Annotated in this window: 14 protein-coding genes; 6 read left to right on the plus strand and 8 right to left on the minus strand. The window is 72.5% G+C overall.

Annotation, left to right across the window (positions count from 1 at the left end):
- Window positions 1-25 precede the first annotated feature (25 nt).
- From AB0H93_RS02440 to AB0H93_RS02455, 4 genes are all read right to left on the minus strand, one after another.
- A complete protein-coding gene (locus tag AB0H93_RS02440; protein ID WP_358566141.1) occupies window positions 26-1,147 on the minus strand; it encodes an ROK family protein in 1,122 nt (373 codons plus the stop codon).
- Window positions 1,148-1,318: 171 nt separating this feature from the next.
- Window positions 1,319-4,003 carry a sugar-binding protein gene (locus AB0H93_RS02445; protein ID WP_358566144.1) on the minus strand — a complete coding sequence of 895 codons (2,685 nt, stop codon included), beginning with the start codon at window positions 4,001-4,003 and terminating at the stop codon, window positions 1,319-1,321.
- A gap of 194 nt (window positions 4,004-4,197) precedes the next feature.
- Window positions 4,198-4,350 (minus strand): hypothetical protein, encoded by a 153-nt coding sequence (locus AB0H93_RS02450; RefSeq protein ID WP_358566147.1) that lies wholly within the window; start codon window positions 4,348-4,350, stop codon window positions 4,198-4,200.
- A 31-nt stretch (window positions 4,351-4,381) separates the two neighbouring features.
- Window positions 4,382-5,812: a serine hydrolase domain-containing protein gene (locus AB0H93_RS02455; protein WP_358566150.1), complete on the minus strand. Its 1,431-nt coding sequence runs from the start codon at window positions 5,810-5,812 to the stop codon at window positions 4,382-4,384.
- Window positions 5,813-5,923: 111 nt separating this feature from the next.
- On the opposite strand from AB0H93_RS02455, the gene AB0H93_RS02460 reads away from it, so the two are divergent.
- Window positions 5,924-7,060 carry a sensor histidine kinase gene (locus AB0H93_RS02460; RefSeq protein WP_358566153.1) on the plus strand — a complete coding sequence of 379 codons (1,137 nt, stop codon included), beginning with the start codon at window positions 5,924-5,926 and terminating at the stop codon, window positions 7,058-7,060.
- Window positions 7,053-7,736: a response regulator transcription factor gene (locus tag AB0H93_RS02465; protein WP_358566156.1), complete on the plus strand. Its 684-nt coding sequence runs from the start codon at window positions 7,053-7,055 to the stop codon at window positions 7,734-7,736. Before AB0H93_RS02460 ends, AB0H93_RS02465 begins: the two co-directional genes overlap by 8 nt.
- A gap of 16 nt (window positions 7,737-7,752) precedes the next feature.
- Here AB0H93_RS02465 and AB0H93_RS02470 read toward each other — a convergent pair whose 3' ends face one another.
- The 4 genes from AB0H93_RS02470 to AB0H93_RS02485 form a co-directional block, all read right to left on the minus strand.
- Entirely contained in the window at window positions 7,753-8,955 is a 1,203-nt protein-coding gene (locus AB0H93_RS02470; RefSeq protein ID WP_358566159.1) for an MFS transporter, read from the minus strand.
- 190 nt (window positions 8,956-9,145) lie between these two features.
- Entirely contained in the window at window positions 9,146-10,729 is a 1,584-nt protein-coding gene (locus AB0H93_RS02475) for an alpha/beta hydrolase (protein WP_358566162.1), read from the minus strand.
- Complete coding sequence (locus tag AB0H93_RS02480; protein ID WP_358566165.1) at window positions 10,726-11,040, minus strand: hypothetical protein; 315 nt, start codon at window positions 11,038-11,040, stop codon at window positions 10,726-10,728. Before AB0H93_RS02480 ends, AB0H93_RS02475 begins: the two co-directional genes overlap by 4 nt.
- 108 nt (window positions 11,041-11,148) lie before the next feature.
- Window positions 11,149-12,168 (minus strand): DNA-binding response regulator, encoded by a 1,020-nt coding sequence (locus tag AB0H93_RS02485; RefSeq protein ID WP_358566168.1) that lies wholly within the window; start codon window positions 12,166-12,168, stop codon window positions 11,149-11,151.
- A 215-nt stretch (window positions 12,169-12,383) separates the two neighbouring features.
- Between AB0H93_RS02485 and AB0H93_RS02490 the strand changes: the two genes are divergently transcribed.
- The 4 genes from AB0H93_RS02490 (at window position 12,384) to AB0H93_RS02505 (ending at window position 18,629) form a co-directional block, all read left to right on the plus strand.
- Window positions 12,384-12,980 (plus strand): TetR/AcrR family transcriptional regulator, encoded by a 597-nt coding sequence (locus AB0H93_RS02490; protein WP_358566171.1) that lies wholly within the window; start codon window positions 12,384-12,386, stop codon window positions 12,978-12,980.
- A 38-nt stretch (window positions 12,981-13,018) separates the two neighbouring features.
- The gene (locus tag AB0H93_RS02495) at window positions 13,019-13,474 is read left to right on the plus strand and encodes a PaaI family thioesterase (RefSeq protein WP_358566174.1); all 456 of its coding nucleotides are present in this window, start codon (window positions 13,019-13,021) and stop codon (window positions 13,472-13,474) included.
- Between the two features lie 488 nt (window positions 13,475-13,962).
- A complete protein-coding gene (locus AB0H93_RS02500; RefSeq protein ID WP_358566177.1) occupies window positions 13,963-15,837 on the plus strand; it encodes an HSP90 family protein in 1,875 nt (624 codons plus the stop codon).
- Window positions 15,834-18,629 (plus strand): hypothetical protein, encoded by a 2,796-nt coding sequence (locus AB0H93_RS02505; protein ID WP_358566180.1) that lies wholly within the window; start codon window positions 15,834-15,836, stop codon window positions 18,627-18,629. Before AB0H93_RS02500 ends, AB0H93_RS02505 begins: the two co-directional genes overlap by 4 nt.
- The last annotated feature ends 120 nt before the right edge of the window (window positions 18,630-18,749 follow it).

Genomic DNA, 18,749 nt, shown 5'->3' on the forward strand with positions numbered 1-18,749 from the left:
CCGTTCGTTCCGATGCTGCGGGGCGTCAGTCGCGGAGGGCTCCGGCGTCGATCACCAGGTCCCGGATTCGTTCCAGCGCTCCCTGGGTGACCGCGCGGTCGCCGAGTTCCGCGAAGCGGACGTCCGGGCAGACCGGCACGCGTCGGGCCAGTTCGGCCCGGATGCCGACCAGGCCGGGCTCGCCGAGCTCGGTGGCCGCGCCGCCGACCAGCACCAGCGCCGGGTCCACGGCCAGCGACAGCACCACCGCCAGGTGGGTCCACGCCGCGACCACCTCGTCCAGCCTGCCCCGGTCGGCGAGCGCCCGCACCGGTTCCGCGGTGCCGATCTCGTCGGCCAGCCCGCCCAGCCCGTAGCGCTGCTCCACTGTGGAGTCCCCGGCCTGCTCGCGCAGGGGCAGGAGGCCGATCTCGCCACTGGCGCCGTGCGCACCCGGCAGCACGCGCCCGCCGAGCATGATGCTCGCCCCGATGAACCGTCCGATGTAGAGCAGCACCACGTCGTCGGCGCCGCGCGCCGCGCCGTGCACCCGTTCGCCGGTGAGCATCAGGTTGACGTCGTTGTCCACCAGCACGCAGTCGCCGAACCCGCCCGCGAGCGCCTCGCCCAGCGCCTCCGGGCCGGTCCAGCCCAGGTCCGGCGCGGTGCCGACGATCCCGGTGCCCGGCGCCACCACGCCCGGCACCGCGACCGCCACGCCGCACACGTCGGAGGCGGCCAAACCGTTCGCGCGGCACAGCGCGACCAGCTCGTCGACCAGCCATTCCGGCTCCATCCGGTCGCCCTCGTAGGCGGCGTGCCGGTGCGCCACCACGGTGCCGGTGAGGTCGGCCAGCGCCAGTTCCGCCCGGCCGCGGGCGAGCCGGGCCAGCAGCACCCAGCGGCTTCGCGGCCGGATCGCCAGCAGCACCGGGCGGCGGCCGCCGGTGGAGCCGGCCGCGCCGATCTCGTGCACCGCCTCGTCCGCCAGCAGGTCCCGGACCAGCCTGGTGATCACCGGCTGGCTGATCCCGGTCAGCTCGGCAAGGTCGGTGCGGGACAGCGGGCGCTCGCGCAGCTGCCGGAGCACCGCCGCGCGGCCGTCCCGCCGCCCGCGCGGGGTCTTGCCTGGTGAGGTCCGCCGATCCTCGGCGAGCGTTCTGGTCACGGGCGCCTCGACTTTCTTTCTGTCGAAATGAAAGTCTAGCCCGCGTCACCGCCAGATCCAAGGCCGCGCAGGCCGGCGGACCCGTGCACACTTTCTGTTGCCATGGCGACACAAAGTGCACACGGGTCCGTTGAGCGGCCCTGCCGGACGGGACCGGCAGGGCCGCTCACATCAGCCCTCGACGGGCGCGGTGCGGGCGAGCGTGGCGCCACCCGACTCGTAGGACAGCAGCACGCGATCAGCCGCGCCGACGGGCAGCCGCACCGTGGTCGCGCCCTTCGGCAGCTCGCGGCTCACCTGCCCGGTGGCCTGCTCGCCGTCCCAGCCGAACAGCCGGACCACGCCCGCGACGTTCGCGGCGAGCTCGACGTCCACGGTCGTCGCGTCCACCCGGCGCACCGAGCGGATCTGCACCGCGTCCGCGGCCAGGCCCGGCGCCCCGGACAGCGGCACTCCGTCCACACTGGACTGCAGGATGCTCAGCGGCGAATCCACGCTCCGGGCCGCGGTGTCCGGCAGCACCGGCTCCTTCGGCCGGGTGGCCGGTGGCTGGTAGCCGGGCAGCTCGGCCAGGCCCCAGCGGTACGGGTCGCCGCGCACGCCCTTCCAGGTCGACCAGCCGACCCGGGTCTGCGTGGTCTTGTCCTGGGTGTCCGAGTCGTAGATCAGCACGTTCAGGCCCATGCGCCCCGGGTCGACGGCGTCCGGCAGCACCGAGAACGGGATCTTCGCCTCGACCGAGTAGCCGCCGTAGGGCTCGGCGAGCTTCGACGCCACCTGCATGCCGGGCGCGGTCTCCTGGCCCGGGCCCTGGTGGTTGTCCGCGTCCCGCTCGAAGCACGGCGGGTTGCCGTGCTCGGGATCGTTGGTGATCGGGAAGATCCCGGACTTGAACGCGGTGGCGGTGTTCTCCGACCCGCCCGCCGGGTCGATGGTGATCTCCACCGAATCCGTGCGGCGGTGCCGCTTGCAGTCGTTCGGCTCGATGACGGTGCCGAGGACGTCGTCGGTCACGTGCACCAGCACGTACAGCGCGTCGTCGGTGAAGGTCACCTTCGCGGTCCCGGAGATGTCGTCCGCCGGGGCCGGGGTTCCTTCCCACAGCGAGGACAGGTCCAGCTCCGGGCCGGTGTACTCGCCGTCACCCGCCACGCCGTCGACGGCCGGGGCGGACTGCGCCTTCGGGATCGTGGTCACCGGGACCAGCTCCAGTGCCGCCGCCTCCGTTCCGGTCCCGTGCGTCGACGTGGTGTCGATGGTGATCGGGTAGTCACCGTCGTTGGGAGCGCGGTTGGACGTGGGCAGGTTCGGGTCGGTGTTGGTCACCTCGAAGGTCACCGAACCGGCGGCGCCGGGCGCCAGGGCCGAGTACTCCTTCGCCGCGGCGTCCGCGCGGAAACCGTCGGGCAGGTTCAGCCGCACCGAGCCGCTTTCCGGGGTCTCGCCGCGGTTGACGAGGTCGACCCGCACCGAGCGGGACTGCCCGCTGCCCAGCGTCAGCACCGGTTTGTTCAGGCTGTCCAGCTGCGGCGCGCCGATGCTTCCGGCCCAGTCCCGGAACTGGCCGACCTGCGCCAGCGGCTCGATGGTGCCGCGCACCGCGGGCACGACCCGCACCACGCGCGAGGAAACCCCGCTGGCGTGGTCGGCGGTGTCCAGCCTCGCCGCCAGCCTGGAGCGCGTGTTCGGCGCGGCGTCCGCCGGCGGCGTCACGGTGAAGCGGACCGCCTTCTCCTGGCCCGGCGGCACCGTGCCGAGCTCTCCCGAGCCGGTGACCTGCCATCCCTCCGGCACGTCCAGCCGCACCCGGCCCTGCGGGATGGCGCGGCCTGCGGCCTTGGCGCGGACCGTCACCTCGAACGGCGCGCCCGGCACGACGTCGAAGCGGTCGGCCTCGACCGCGAGCTCCGTGCCCGCCGGCAGTCCGCCCGAGCCGGGCAGCACGGCGCCGTCCAGCGCGGCGGTGACCCCGGCGGCGTACGGGCCGTAGGGCGCGCGGCTGTCGATCTCGGTGAACCAGTCGCAGCCGATCTTCGCGGGGTCCGTCGGCGCGGGCGGGTTGCTCGCCCAGCCCTGGGTGCGGTACTCCCACTCCGCTTCGCGCTCCACTGTGGACCACGGCTTCCCGCCGTTGGCGGCGGAAGGATGCCCCGCCCACACGCCGAGCACCCGGTCGGTGGGCTCGGCCGGGCGGTAGCCGGTCGCCTCGCACTCCGGCCCGGGGTCCGCGGTGCCCCGCGCGCCCGCCTGGAAGATCCGCCCCACCCGCCAGGGGTTCAGGTCCTCGCCCGAGATCTGCTCCGGGAACGCCGCCGGGTCACCGGCTTTCAGGTACGCCTCGACGGCCAGCCGCGCCGCCTGCTGGTGGTTGCCGTGGTTGCCCGGCGTCGGCGACGGGTCCATGGTGACGATCACCTTGGGCTTGGTCGCGCGAACGACCCGCACGATCCGGGAGAGGGTGTCCTCGTGGCCCCAGACCTGCTCGGTCAGCGGCGCGCTGACCGTGTAGAAGAAGTCGAGCTTGTCCAGGTTGTAGACGTGTCCGACGCCGGCCTTGCCGACCGCGCGCCGCTCCTCGCCCTCCCGGATCAGGCCCAGCGGCGGGCCTTCTTCGAAGCCGACGGCATTTCCCCCGCCCTCTCCCCGGGTCGTCGTGATGACACCGGCCTTGACCCCGTGCTGCTCGCTCCACTGGCCGAGCGTGGACAGCGTGCCTGCCTCGTCGTCGGGGTGCGCGCCGATGAACAGCACGTCGAGTTCGACCGGGTCGGCCGGAAGCGGCACGGCGTCCGCGACCGCTCCTGAACCGAAGGCGAACACCGCGACCGCGGCAGCGATCGCCGGATACTTTCGCATTCTTCCTCCACGAAAAGCGGGACGAGATAAAAAGGAACTCCCGCGCCGGAAACAATCTCCCGCAACAGAAACAAAGTTCCCCGAAAAGCCCCCGACCACGCACTTTTCGGCCGGCTTCGACCGCATCACCACATCCTCGGGACCGGGGGATCGAGGAATGCTAGGAAGAAGGAAACGGGAAAGTCAACAGGCGACTAGAACTCGTGGGCCGCGTCGAACCATCCGAGCGCGGTCTCGGCGGCCACCTCGTCACCGCTCGTCGAAACGAGCAACCGCACCGCATCGGCCGCGTCCTCGTGGGACGACAGTTTCAATTGAAACTGCGAACCGACGATCCGGGTGGGCATCCGCTCAAGGGTCTACAAGGGACTTCCGAAGTCACCTGCCGCGAGCGGCCTGCGCGAAGCGCACGATCCGCACCGAGGCCACCACGAGGCTTCCGGCGGCCGCTGTCGCGAGCAGCAGCATGAACGTCGGGTACAGGTACGGCACCTGGATCCAGGCGACGTCGCGGCCTCGGTAGAGCGCGCTGACGACCCGGTCGACGAACGCGAAGGCCAGCAGCGGAATCGCCAGCGGCAGCAGGCGGAGTGCGGCGCGAACCGCGCTCGACCGCTTCGCCGCCCACCGCCGCGAACGCAGCACGCCGCGGATCGCGAGCAGCACGGCACCCGCGGTCAGCACCAGGAACACGATGTCGGCCACCACGAGCGGATCGTCGTGCTCAGGCGCGGGGGTGCCCTCCACCAGGGCGATGAGCCGATCCGCGATCACCTTGGCGTCGCCGTGGGCGAGCCCGGTGTTGGCCATGACCGCGATCCCGTACCCGGAAGCCGGCAGCAACGCCTGGTAGGCGGTGGCGGTGAACAGGTCGCCGCTGTGCGCGATGACCGGCGCTCCGGAGCCGGTCGTGCCCACCGACCAGCCGAGGGCGTAGTCGCCGGAGACCTCCGACGACGGGGTGTGCGTGGCGGCGATGGCCGAAGCCGTGGCGATGGTCGCCCCGCCGGGCCCGCGGCCCCCGTTGTTCTGCGCGATCAGCCATGCGGACATGTCGTGCGCGGAGCTGAGCACGCCGCCGGAGCCGTTGCCGAAGGCGGGCGGTTCCGGCACCGCGACGGCCGAACCGAGCACCTTCAGATGACCGTGCGCGCTCGGCGGCATCTCGGCGGCCGTACCGATCGTGCGACTGTCCGTCATGCCCAGCGGCGCGAAGACGTGCTCCTGGAGGTAGCCGTCGAAGGGCTGCCCGGCGACCACCTCGACCAGCCGGGCGGCGACCTGGAAGTTCGGGTTGTGGTACTCCCACCGGGTTCCGGGCTCGGCTGCCAGCTCCGTCGTGCCCATCCCGGCCACCGCCGCGCGCAGCGAATCCGGTTGCGGCCGGCTGAAGGGCGGGTAGGTCGAGTCGGAGAGCCCCGAGGTCTGGTCCAGCAGTTGGCGCACGGTGATGCGGCCCGCGCGCGGGTCGGCCGTGGTGAATTCCGGCAGGTACCTGCGCACCGGCTCGTCGAGGTCCACCCGGCCCGCCTCCGCCAGCTGCACCACGGCCAGCGCGGTGATCGACTTGCTCACCGAGGCCACGGCCATCGCCGTGTGCTCCGTGACCGGCTCGCCCGCCGGGGTGCGGCCGTACCCGGCGGCCCGCACCACTTCGTCGCCGCGGGTGACGGCGACCGCCGCGCCAGGCAGGCCGCTGTCCCGGAGGTATTCCTCGACGACGGAGTCGATGTCGGCGGCGCCGACCGGCGGCGCGAACGCGGCGGCGACGGCGAACGCGCCGGATGCGATGAGTGCTTTGATGATCACGCCGAGCAGTGTCGGCCGCGGATCGTCGTGTCCACATCGGACCAGGGGCCGAATTGCGGGATCGGACCGTGGTCCGATGTGGGGGCGTTCTCCTGCGGATATGGTCGTCGCGTGATCGCTCCTGGGACCGCCGCATCGCGACGACTGGTCGCGCTCGACGCCGTGGTGGCGGCCGCGCTCGTACTCGTGGCGGCGCTGCGCGCGCCCGGTGCCGTGCCCTTCGAATGGGCGCTGGCGGTCGTGCTGTGCGCGCCGCTGGTGGTGCGCAGGCGCTGGCCGCGAGCGGTTCTCGGTGTCGTGCTCGTGGCGGGCATGACCGCGATCGCCACCGGGACCGGGAACGACGTCGTGGTCTTGGCGATCGCCTTCGCGCTCTACCCGGTCGGGCTGTCCGGCCCGGCACTCCCCTCTTGGGTGTTCCTGGCGGTTGCGCTGGCCGGGGTCGCCGTCGCCGGCCTGGCGGTCGTCCTGGTTCCGGGCCTGCCGCTCGTCGCGGTGCCGGAGAACGCGGAGTCCTTCGCGACCACTCCGGTGAGCGTGTTCGGTTACAGCGCGGTCGTTCTGACCGGCACCTGGGCTCTCGCGCGGACGGTGCAAGCGCGTCGCGGCCAGGCCGCCCAGCTCGCCGAGCTCCTCGCCCGGCAGGCGGCGGTCGAGGAAAGGCTGCGCATCGCCAGGGACGTGCACGACGTCGTCGGGCACAACCTCAGCCTGATCGCGATGAAAGCGGCTGTCGCCAACCACCTGGTGGACAGCCATCCCGAAGAGGGCCGGGCCGCGCTCGCCACCATCGAGCGGGTCAGCCGCCGCGCGCTGGCCGACGTCCGCGCCGTCCTCGACGCGCTGCGCGATCCGGCCGAGGCATCGCCGGATTCCGGATTCGACGGCCTGGTCGCCAACGTCCGGGCCGCCGGTGTCGCGGTCGAGTTCGACGAGTCCGGCCTGGCGGACGTGCCGATGGCGGTGCGGGCGTCGGCGTACCGCATCGCGCAGGAAGCGCTCACGAACGTGCTTCGCCACGCCGGGGCGACCAGCTGCCGGCTCGGCCTCAGCACCGAAGCCGGTGTCCTGACCGTGTCCGTCGTCGACGACGGGAAGCCGCCCGAGCGGCCGGGGCCGCCAGGCCAGGGCCTGCTGGGGATGCGCGAACGAGTCGCGTTGCACGGCGGGACGATCGACATCGGCCCCGAGCCCGGCGGCGGGTTCGCGGTGCGCGCCCGGCTTCCGTTCGAGGTGGCCGATGGGTGAGCAGCTGCGCGTGCTCCTGGCGGACGACGAAGCGCTCTTCCGGAGCACCCTCCGCCTGCTGGTCGACGCCACCCCGGGGATGGTCGTGGTGGGCGAGGCGGCCACCGGATCCGCCGCCGTGGAACTGGCAGCGGAGGAGGCGGCCGACGTCGTCGTGATGGACGTCCGGATGCCCGAGCTGGACGGGATCGACGCCACCGCGCGGATCACCGCGCTGCCGCAGGCGCCGAAAGTGCTGGTCCTCACCACGTTCGACCTCGACGACTACGTGTACCGGGCGCTGCACGCCGGCGCCGGCGGCTTCCTGCTCAAGGACATCCGGCCCAACCAGCTGCTCGACGCGATCCGGGTGATCGCCGCCGGCGAAGCGCTGCTCGCCCCGAGCGTCACCCGGCGGCTGATCGCCGAGTTCACCAGCGGTCCGGCACCGCAGGTCCGGCCCCGCCGCGAGCTCAGCGGGATCACGCAGCGGGAGGCGGAGGTGCTGGCGCTGATCACGCGCGGGCTGTCCAACACCGAGATCGAGCAGCACCTGCACCTCAGCCGCAGCACGGTCAAGACCCACATCGGACGGTTGATGACCAAGCTGGCCGCGCGGGACCGGGCCCAGCTGGTGATCGCCGGCTACGAGTCCGGCCTGGCCGACCGGCCGTGGGACGGCCGCAATTTCCATTGAAATCGAAGGTTCAATTTCAATGGAAATTGCGGATCAATCGGGGAACGGCCATCAGCGCCGACGCCGCCGCGGTGGCGGTGGCCAGCACGAACGCGGACCGGGCGGAGGCCACGTCGAGCAGCGTCCCGGCCAGCGCCGAACCGATCGCGTTGCCGACCCCGAACGAGGTGATCATCCAGGCGTGCGCCTCGGTCAGCGTCCCGTCCGGCGCCATCCGGGCGATGAGCGCGAACGCCGACGCCAGGACGGCGGGCAGCGCGCATCCGCTGAGGAAGGCCAGCGGGAACATCAGCGCGATGCCGGGCGTGAGCACCAGCGGCAGGTAGCCCGCGGCGAGCAGCGCCAGCAGCACGAGCAGCCGGCGGTCTTCGCGGTGCGCCGCGCCCACGGCGGTGTACCCGATCCCGCCCGCCAGTGCACCCGCCGCGTTCAGCGCGATCAGCCAGCCCGCGTGGGCGGAACTTCCCTCCGCCTCGGCGTATCCGGTGATGCTGACGGTGAAAACGCCGATCGTGGCCCCCACGCAGACCAGCACCGCGAAGAGCCTGAGCACCCCCGCACCGCGCAGCGGCCCGGCCCAGTGGCGTTCCACCCGCGTGCCGCGCCACGCCCGGGCCGGGCGGGCGGTCGCGAACCAGGCGGCACCGGAAAAGCCCAGCACCGCGGCGGAAACCAGGCCCGCGGCGGGGCCCGCGACGGCGATCGCGCCGAGCACCACCAGGGGGCCGGTGACGAATATGAGCTCCTGGGTCGCCGCGTCCAGGGAGAACGCGGCCCGGACGTTCCGCTCGCCGGCCACCACGTGCTCCCACAGCACCCGCAGGCACGGTTCGAGCTGCGGCGTGGCCGCGCCGGCGACTACGGCCGCGATCGCGCCGATCGCCGGGCTGCGCACCGGATCCGCGAAGGCCAGCACCAGGAGCGCGGCGGCCGACACCGACGCGCTCACCAACAGCGCCGGGGCCTGGCGCGTCCGGTCGATCAGCCGGCCCATCACCGGCCCGCACACCGCGGCGCTCGCCGCGTAGAGCGCGATCAGGAAGCCCGCCAAGCGGTAGTCGCCGCCGCCGTCGCGAACGGTGAGCAGGATCGCCAGCGGCGCCATGCCGGTCGGCAGCCGACCGATCAGCGACGCCGACAGCAGGCGCGGAACATGACGAGAACGCAGCACCGCACCAACCGGAGTCCGCCCGCTGCTCAACGTCTGATCGGCGTTCACAGCGCACCACCCACCGGAATCCCGGGCACGACGCACGACGAAGCCTCGACCGCCACGCCGCTGGAATCCCGCCCGCTGCTCGTCGGCAGAGGTGCCCGCTTCAGCGACACCGCCCGTCCGACCCTGCGGCCGCATCGGGCTGGTCCGGGCGGAGGAGGTGGAATACGGTCACCGCGCTCGGTCAGGTAGCTCATTCGACCACGTCGTCCTGTTCTCCAGTCACGATCTTCTTGATGTTCTCGTAGCTCGTCGTGCCCGCGTCGAGATAGGCCGAGTGTCCATTGGTCGGCTGGTTCTTGCCTTGGGCGTCGGTGGACAGTTCCGTCGCGCCGTCGAGCTCCCCGGTGCGGAAGAGGCTTCCCATGGCTTCGACGATGTCGTTGTTGAAGTCGGACTTGCCGTGCAGGGAGACGGTCGCGTCCGCGCTGAGGGTGTAGACCGAGCCGGCGGGCACCTTGAGCTCCGACACGTGGTCGACGACGTGCCCGGGGCCGCCGAACAGGACGGTGTCGTCCACACCGGTCCCCTCGTTCTTCAGCGCCGCCTCCGTGGTCACGGCCCCGTAGGAGTGGCCGAGCGCGGTCAGGTGCGGGTCGTGGTCCCGGGAGGCGTTGATGCCCTGGAAGAAGCGGGCCAGGTCGGCGGCGCCGTCTTCGGCCTGGCCGTTGACGAGCGACTCCGGCATGTTCGGCGAGTCGTACCCGATCCAGGTCACGCCGGCCACCGACTTGCCTTCGTCGTGCAGCCGGGTCATCTCGCCCTGCTTGAGCTCCAGGGTGCCGCCGACCGTCGAGTTCATCCCGGGGACCTGCACCGCGACGTGATCGGCCGTGTCCACGTTGCCCGTGGCGACGGCGGCCTTCGGCCACTCCTCCGACATGTCCAGCAGCAGGAGCTGCCGGTCGCCCTGCGCGAGTTGCTTGTCGATCGCGTGGATCGCCGCCATCTTCTTCTCCGCGTCGGTGTAGACCCACGGCGTGGAGAGCTCGTCGGTGAGGCTGCCGTCGAGTTCCTCCTGCACCGAGGCGCGGAGTGCTTTGAGCCTGGCCCGGTTCGCCTGGTCGCGGAACGCGGCGGGCACTCCGTCGAGGTTCCCGATCCAGGCCGGGTGGTTCTTGAGCACGGCCGTCTTGTCCGCGTCCGACAGCGATTCCCACCACGCGGCGTTCGCGCCGGGCTTGCCGTTGGGCGGTGGCGTGATCGGCAGGTCGCCCGCCTTCGATCCGGCCTCGGCGGCCTGCTTCAGCGTTCCGCCGGGCCGCAACTCGTCGCCTCGGGCGATACCGAGCACCTTCGCGAGCCCGGCATCGATGATGCCGCCGCGCCGCACCAGCTCCCGGACCCGCTCGACCAGTTCGAGCTGCACGGCCCGGCGTTCCGCCTTGACCGCGTCGAGTTCGCCGGCCGGCACGTTCCGCGGCGGATCGGTGTCTTCGACGGCCCCGCTGTCGGCGATGGTGAATCCGTTGGCCTTGGCCAGGTTCTCCGCTTCCGCCAGGGATTTCCGCAGCGCCTCGACGGAATCCGCGGCGTCCGCGGCCGCCGTCCGGACCGCAGCGACTTCGGCGGTCAGCCGCCGCGCCGAGGCGGCGATCCTGGCGTGGGCAGGAGCCGCCGCGTCCGCGGCCGCCCCTCGCCAGCTCGCCGGCGGCTTGCAGCCGGTGAGCTCGTCGTCGAGCGCGATCAACGCGTCGCGGTGCTTGAGCAGCGTCCGCACCGCCTCGTCCAGCGCAGCGGGTTCCCACTTCCGGATGGTGCCGATCGTGATGCTCATCGAAGACCTCCGAAGGCCGAAAGCCGGATCGCGGTGAACTCCTCGGCGACGCTGTTGTCGCCCTTCAGGTATTGGGCGGCGCACGCGTCCAGGTTCCGCCCGTAGTCGCCGGCCGCCCGCGCCCACTGCTCGATCTCGGCATTCCAGTCCCCCGCCAGCGCCGCGGCCGCCGAGGACGCTGCTGCGCCGGGCAATGCGCGAGCGATCTGCTCCGGGCCCGTCCGCAACGCGACTCCTCGCACCTGCTCCGCTGCCGAGCTCGCCTGCCCGGCCGCTTTCCGCAGCTCGTCCGGGCGGATCGTGAACGACATCGCCTGCACCTCCGTCACTTTCGTGGTGGTCGTGCAGGTGGGACGGCGGTGCGGGGTGGTGCCGATCCGGCCGCGTGCGGCCATGTCCGCCGCCGGACAGGCACCGCCTCACAGCCGGTCGAGCTCGGAACCGTCGAGCCAGCCGAGCTTGGCCGCGCGGAAGGCGAGCTGGATGCGGCCGGACACCCCGGCGACCTCGTACAGGTCCGCGATCATCCGGCGCACCGTGCGGGTGGAAACGCTGAAGCGGCGCGCGACCGCCTCGTCCTTGCTGCCGTTGACGACCATCACCAGCAGCTGGTGCTGGGCCGTCGTCAGCGGCCCGATGGCGGGCTCGGGTCCGGCCTCGCCGAGCGGCGCGGCCGCCCGCCAGCACCGGCCGAACAGGTCGGCGGCGGCGGCCACCGCGCCAGGAGTCCGCACCAGCATGCTCCCGCGGTCGTGGTCGGCGATGTCGAGGGCGGTCACCACGTACTCGTGGTCGACGACGATCGTCCAGACCGGCAGCGTCGGGCTCATCCGGATCTCCACGCCGGCCTGCTGCATCCGCCGCGCGCCTTCGACCAGCGGCGTCAGGTAGTTGATGCTGTCCAGCATGATCACCCGCAGCCGGACGCCGCGTTCGGCCAGCGACACCGCCAGCTGCACGACCGGGCGGTAGTCCGTCGGATCCGGCACGCCGGGAGCCGGCCCGGATGCCGCCAGCACCAGCACGTCCTCGCGCGCGGTCGCCGCGATGCGCTCCAGGCAGCTGAAGGCCGCGGCGGGCCCGCGGTTGAGCTCGACCTCGGGCGAGCCCACGGCGATTCCCTGCGGCTGCAGTGCCGAAAGTTCCTCCACCGTCGCCGCGGCCAGCTCGACGCGTTGCTCCTCGGCGCGCAGCGCCACCCGGGCGCGGGCGAGCAGCGGCCCGAAGGCGATGTTGGGGTGAACCGGGCGGATCGAGCCGGTGCCGTCGTCGTACTCCTCCACCAGGCCGCTCTTCCGGAGCTCGGCGAGCGCGGTGGTCACCTCGTCGGGCGCCAGGCCGAGTCGGGAACCGACAACTTCGGGCTCGGCAGAGGCCCCGGTCAGCAGCAGCCGGTAGATCTGCTCTCCCAGCTCGCTGATGCCCAGGCCCTGCAGCATAAGAATCCCCAGCCCCCGCCCCAGAACAAGATCGAGATCATACCGGCAGGCCCGAACCCCCCTTGGGGAGGCCGCCGTTCACCCGTTTGCATGTACTATGTCACCTGTCATAAATTACCGAACGGAAGTTTCTTCGACGTGCGTGAGGCGCTCGGCATGACCAACGGCCCATCCACCGCGGGCGCCGCTCCGGCGGCCGCCGGGACGGTGGCCGCGTGAGCCCGCGCAGGAGCGACAGCCGCGAGCGGATGCTCACCAGCACCGAGGCGCTGTTGCGGGAGCACGGGGCCACCGCCACCACCATCGACCGGGTCCTCGCGCACAGCGGCGCCCCTCGCGGCTCGGTCTACCACCACTTCCCCGGCGGGCGGACGCAGCTCATCGACGAGGCGGTGACGCTCGCTGGCGAGTCGATCACCGGCCTGATCGAGACCGCCGCGCAGGCCGACGACCCCGTCGTGGTGATCGACGCCTTCGTCGCACTGTGGCGCGACCGGATCGTGGCCAGCGACTTCCGGGCCGGCTGCCCGATCGTGGCGGTGGCCGTGGAGACCAACGACGACGCGCCGCAGCTCGCGAGCTCGGCGGGCGCGGTCTTCGCCCGCTGGCAGGAGGCGCTGGCCGCCTTGTTCCGCCGGCACGGCCTGCCCGAAGAACGCGGGAAGCGGCTGGCCGCCTTCGTCATCGCCGCCGCCGAAGGCGCGATGGTCATGTGCAAGGCCGAGAAGAGCGCTGCGCCGATGGAAGCGGCCGCGGTCGAGATCCACGAACTGCTGGCCCGCAGCCTGCAGGAGACCACCGGCCGGTCCTGAGGAACGGCCTGATCATCAGCAACAGCAAGGAGCTTCCCGTGTCCACCGCAGACCTCGCCGCCATGTCCGGCCTCGAACTGATGCGCTGGGTGCAGTCCGAGCGCACCGACGACATCCCGTCCATCGGCCGGCTGCTCGGCATGCGGTTCGACGAGGTGGAGCACGGCCGGATCGTCATCTCGCTGGAAACCCGCCCGGACTTCGCCAACCCGCTGGGCACCGTCCACGGCGGCATCGCGGCGACCCTGCTCGACTCGGCGATGGCCTGCGCGGTGCACACCACGCTCCCGGCCGGCGTCGGCTACACGACCCTCGAACTCAAGGTGAACTACATCCGCGCCGCGCGCACCGACGGACGCACCCTCACCGCCGAGGGCAACGTCATCCACGCCGGCCGCAGCACGGCGACGGCCGAGGGAAAAGTGCTTGACGAGCACGGGAAGCTGATGGCGCACGCCACGACGACCTGCCTGATCCTCCAGCCCGCCGGCTGACCGCCCGGATCGCACGAGTCCGGTGTGGATTTCGTGACCGATCCCCGGACGGAAGGTGAACTGCTCGTGCTCGATATCGCCGTCCGCGCAGGACGATCCTGACGCTCCGCCGCAGGAGTCCGAAGAGGACTCCGCGAAATCCGCTGCCGGTGCGTCGAGTGGTGTCCGCGCCTTGACCGCTCTTCCCGGCCACCGGTTCCGCCTGTGGGTATTTCTGCCTACACCGCAAGGGTTCCGGACGGCCGAATGGCCCAGGTCACCACCGCCGGGTGCGACCGAGCGCCGGAGTCGTCGGTGGCAGGTGGTATATCTGAACCGCGCGAGGCCGCCGGGGATGCGAAGCGGCCCAGCGCATCGGCTTTCCCTCCTGCCAACGGAGACTGGCTGCCGCGCGCCCCGATCGCAACCCCCGGCACGGTCCCGCCGCCCACCACGCGGCCCGAACCCGCGCCCCCACCAGCGGGCGCACCGCGAAAGGAAGTTCCGCCATGCCCACCACCGCACCCGAGCCCGGGAACCCGGCGGAGCAGGTACCCGCGCGCCCGTTCCAGGTGGACCTGCGCGGCGTGGTGGACCTGCTCAGCAGGCACATCTACTCCAGCCCGCAGGTGTTCCTGCGAGAGCTGCTCCAGAACGGGCGCGACGCGATCGAGGCCCGCCGGCGGCTGGACCCGACGGCCCCCGAGGGGCGGATGCGGATCACGCCCGCCGCCGCGGGCCGGCCCGACTTCACCTTCACCGACAACGGGATCGGGCTGACCGCGGCCGAGGCCACCGACCTGCTCGCCACCGTGGGCCGCTCCTCGAAGCGCGACGAGGTGCTGAACCTGCGCCGGGAGGACTACCTGGGCCAGTTCGGCATCGGCCTGCTCTCCTGCTTCATGGTGTCCGACCACATCACCGTGCTCAGCCGGTCCGCGCGCGGCGGCCGCGCCATCGAGTGGATCGGGCGCGCGGAGGGCACCTTCCACGTCCGCGAGCTGCCCGAGGACCAGACCGACGCGCTGCCGATCGGCACCACGGTGCGCCTGACCCCGCGCCCGGACGAGGCCGAGATGCTCTCCGCGGCCCGGATTCGCGCCCTGGCCACCCGGTTCGGCCAGTACCTGCCGCACCCGGTGGAGGTCGCCGCGCCGGACGGCACCCGGGACACCCTCACCCGCGCACCGGTGTTCCTGGACCCGCACGCCCACCCCGAGCAGGTGCTGGAGCTCGGCACCGAGATCGTCGGCGCGAAACCGCTCGCCGCGTTCCCCGTCGAGGCGCCCGGCACGGGTACCCGGGGCGTGGCGTTCGTGCTGCCGTACGCGCCGCCGCCCGGCGGGAACCAGGCGAATCGCGTGTACCTGGGCCGGATGCTGCTGAGCGAGCGGGTGGACGACCTGCTGCCCGACTGGGGTTTCTTCGTGCGGTGCGTGCTGGACACGACCGACCTGAAGCCGACGGCGTCCCGGGAATCGTTCGTGGGCGGCGACGACCTGGAGCACACCCGCACGGAACTGGGCGCCCAGCTGCGCCGGTGGCTGCTCGGCACGGCCCGCACCGACCCGCACCTGTTCGGCCAGGTGATGGGCGTGCACCAGCAGGGCATGAAGGCGCTTGCCGTCCACGACGCCGACCTGGCCCGGATCCTGTTCTCCTGGCTCACGGTCGAGACCAGCGCGGGCACCATGAAGGTCACCGACTACGCCGCCCTCACGCCCCGGGTGCGCTACACCGAGACCGTCGACGAGTTCCGCCAGATCGCGGCCGTGATCCCGGCGGACGCGCCCATCGTGAACGCGGGGTACGCCTTCGACGCCGACCTGCTGCGGCAGCTGGTGGAGCTCACCCCGGGCCTGGCGCTGGAGCGGGTCAGCGTCACCGCCGAGCTGGACAACCTCAACCCGCCGCCGCTGGCGGACCGGGAATCCGTTGTCGCGCTGGAGGATCGCGCCACCGCGGTGCTCGCGGACTCCGGAGCGGAGGCGGCGGTGCGCATGTTCGCGCCGGTGGACCTGCCCGCGCTGTACGTGGCGGATCCGGAGGTGCTGCGGCACATCGAGCGCTCCAAGGCCACCGACGTCGCCCCCACCCTGTGGGCCGGCCTGGTCTCCGACGCGGACGCGTTCATGGCCAAGCACGCGGCGGTGCGGGGCGCGGACGCGACGGCCCGGCTGTGCCTGAACTGGTCCAACCCGCTGGTCCGGCAGCTCGCGGACGTCCGCGACGAGGCGGTGTTCTCCCGCTCGGTGCAACTGGTCTACCTGCAGGCGATGCTCGCCGGCCACCGCCCGCTGTCCGCCCGCGATCGCCGTCTGCTCACGACGACGATGACCGATCTCGTCCACCTGTCCATCGGATTCGAAAGCGACCTGGCATGAGCGACGCCGCCAAGACCATCACCGACCTGCTCGACGAGGCCGACCAGACGCCGTACGGCGCGCCGGAACGCGCGCTGCTCGACCAGGCCATCGCGCTGTCCGAGGAGGCCGGGCACGAGGAACTCGCCTACGCGGCGCGGATGCGCCTGGTGACCTCGGCGAAGATGACCGGCGACACCGACGGCATGCTCGCCGCCTTCGCCTGGTGCCTGGGCAAGTTCGACTCGGACCCGGTCCGGTTCCCCTCGGAGCTCACCGGCGCCGCCGATTCCTGGGACCTGCTCTGGTACTTCAAGTGGATGGCCTCCACGGTGACCGGCAGCCTGCAGTTCTCCTCGGCGCAGCTGGAGGCCGTGCTCGCCGACATGGACCGCCGCTACACCGAAGCCGGCGTCGGCCGCTCCGGCGTGGTGCAGTCGCTGTTCTCCTCGTCCGTGGAGACGGGGCGGCTGGAGGACGCCGAGCGGTTCCGCCTGGAGCTGGAGGCCCTGCCCAGGGACGAATACTCGCACTGCGAAGCCTGCGCGCGCAGCGAGTTCGCGGACTACCAGCAGACCATCGGCGACGACGCGGCTGCCGTGGCGCTGTTCGACGAGATCCAGGAGCAGCAGCTCAGCTGCGGCGAGGAGCCGGAGGGCAACGAGGCCGATTCGCTGCTGCCGCTGCTGAGGCTGGGACGCGGCGAGGACGCCGCCGCCGCGCACATGCGCGGCTACCGGGCCGCGCGCGGCAACCCGGACAACATCGCGATGATCGCCCGGCACTGGGTCTTCTGCGCGGTCACGGGCAACGAGGCACGCGGATTGGCGTTGCTGGAGCGGCACATCCGCGACCTGATGGTGGACCCGATGAACGACCGGCAGAAGTTCGCCGGGTCGTGCGCCGCGGCCGTGCTGCTGGACGCGGTCACCCGGGCCGGCCAGGGTTCGACGCCGGTGCGGCACTCCGACGACCCGGTGCTGGCGCCGCTGCTGGGCGACCACGTCGGCCCGTGGACGGCGGTGGACCTGGCCGCGACGTTCTGGGCGGCGGCCGACCGGCTGGGGGCGGCGTTCGACACCCGCAACGGCAACGACTTCCACACTCGGCAGGTGGCCCGGTCCCGGGCGCTCGCCGACGAGCGCTACGACGTGCCGCTGGAGTCGAGCACCTACACGCCGGTCGTGGCGGCCGAGGTCACCACGACCGAGCCGGCCACGGCCGAGGATTGGCTGCGGCGGGCCGGTGAGCACGCCGCGACCGGAGATCACGACGGGGTCATGGACGCCGTCGAGCACGCTCTCGCCGCAGGTGGGCGGGCGGTCGCCGCGGACGCCTACCGCGTCGCGGTGCAGGCCCTGGTCGCGAGGGATCAGCACGAGCAGGCCGCGAACGCGCTCGCCGACCGCGGGAAGGCGCTGCGCGAGCTGGGCCGGGATGACTACGCCGACGTCGAGGACCAGATCGGCCTCGCCCTGTACGGCACCGCGACAGCGGCCGACCTGCCCGCGTTCGACGCCGCGATCGAGGACGCCCGCGCCCGCGCCGGCCGGGACGTCCTGGCCGATCTGCTCGCGACCCGGGCGGACGTGCTCGGCACCGAAGAACGGGTCGACGAAGCACTGCGCGACGCGCAGGAAGCGGCGGCCCTGCTCGTGCCGGTGGCGGAGCCGACCATCGCCGAGCGGCAGCTGCGCAACCACGCCGTGCTGCACCGCACGTTCCTGCTGATGATGTCGCAGCGGTTCGAGGAGGCCGCGGGTTCCATCGACGACCTGCTCCGGGACGCCGGGATCGGCAGGCAGACCCGCCAGGTCGGGCTGCGGATGAAGGCGCAGGCGCTGGCCACCCGGGGCCTGCTCGACGAGGCCCTGCAGGCTGCCGAGGAGGCGCTGTCCCTGCAGGTGGCCATCGGCGGCGCCCGGCTGGTGCTCAACGCCGCCGGCCTGAGCGCGCAACTGCTTTCGGACCTGGGCCGCGACGCCGAGGCCGCAGCCCGCATGCGTTTCGCGTTGCGGCAGGCCGAGTCCGCCGGGATCACCGGCGCCTTCGCCGAGAAGTTCCGGCTCGGGCAGTACCTGACCTGGTCGGACCAGGCCGACGAGGCGATCGAGGTGATCGACGAGGTCTACCGCGGCGAGTCCGAGTCCGGGGCGCCGCCGGTCGCGCTCGGCGAGACCATGCTGGGCCTGGGCGTCGCGGCCCTGCGCGGCAACCAGCCGGGCGTCGCCTACGGCGCGTTCCAGCGGGGGCTCGGGCACGCCGTCGAGGCCGAGCACCTACCGCTGCAGGTGGGCCTGGCGACGCAGCTGGCGCGGATGCTGGTGCAGTTCCGCGACGACGAGGCCATCGAGGTGATCGACGCCGTGCTGGAGCGGGCGCGCGCCGCCGAGGACGGCCAGTCGGCGCTGCGGATGCTCAACGAGCGCGGGCTGGCCAAGGCGAACCTGGGCGACGAGTCGGCCATCGCGGACTTCGACGCGGTGATCGCCGAGGCGAACGCCGCGGGCGAGGAGTGGCTCGCTGCCGACGCCACCGACTCCAAGGCACGCGAGCTCGCCGGTGCGGAGCGCCACGACGAGGCGGTCCAGTACGCCTTGGCGGCGGCGGACGGGTACGCCGCGAGCGGCGACGCGAATGCGGGCGCGAACAGCGAGTTCCTGGCCGCTCAGATCCTGCGCGGCCAGGGTCGCGCGGCCGAGGCGCTCGCCTGCTACACCTCGGCCATCGAGCGGGCCGAGGCGCCCGCCCTGGTCGAGCGCCTGACCGAACAGCGGGCGGAATACCTCGCGGAACTGGGCCGGAGCGAGTGATCCACCGGTGCCGGGGCGGCCGACCGTCCCGGCACCATCTCTGTCCACATCGAACGGTTGCGGGCCGGAACCGGCCTGCGCCGGGAGGAATGCGCCGAACGCCGTCCCGCCCAGCCCGTG

Origin of the sequence: Saccharopolyspora sp. NPDC050642 (genome assembly GCF_040654735.1) — a bacterium.
GTDB lineage: Bacteria > Actinomycetota > Actinomycetes > Mycobacteriales > Pseudonocardiaceae > Saccharopolyspora > Saccharopolyspora elongata.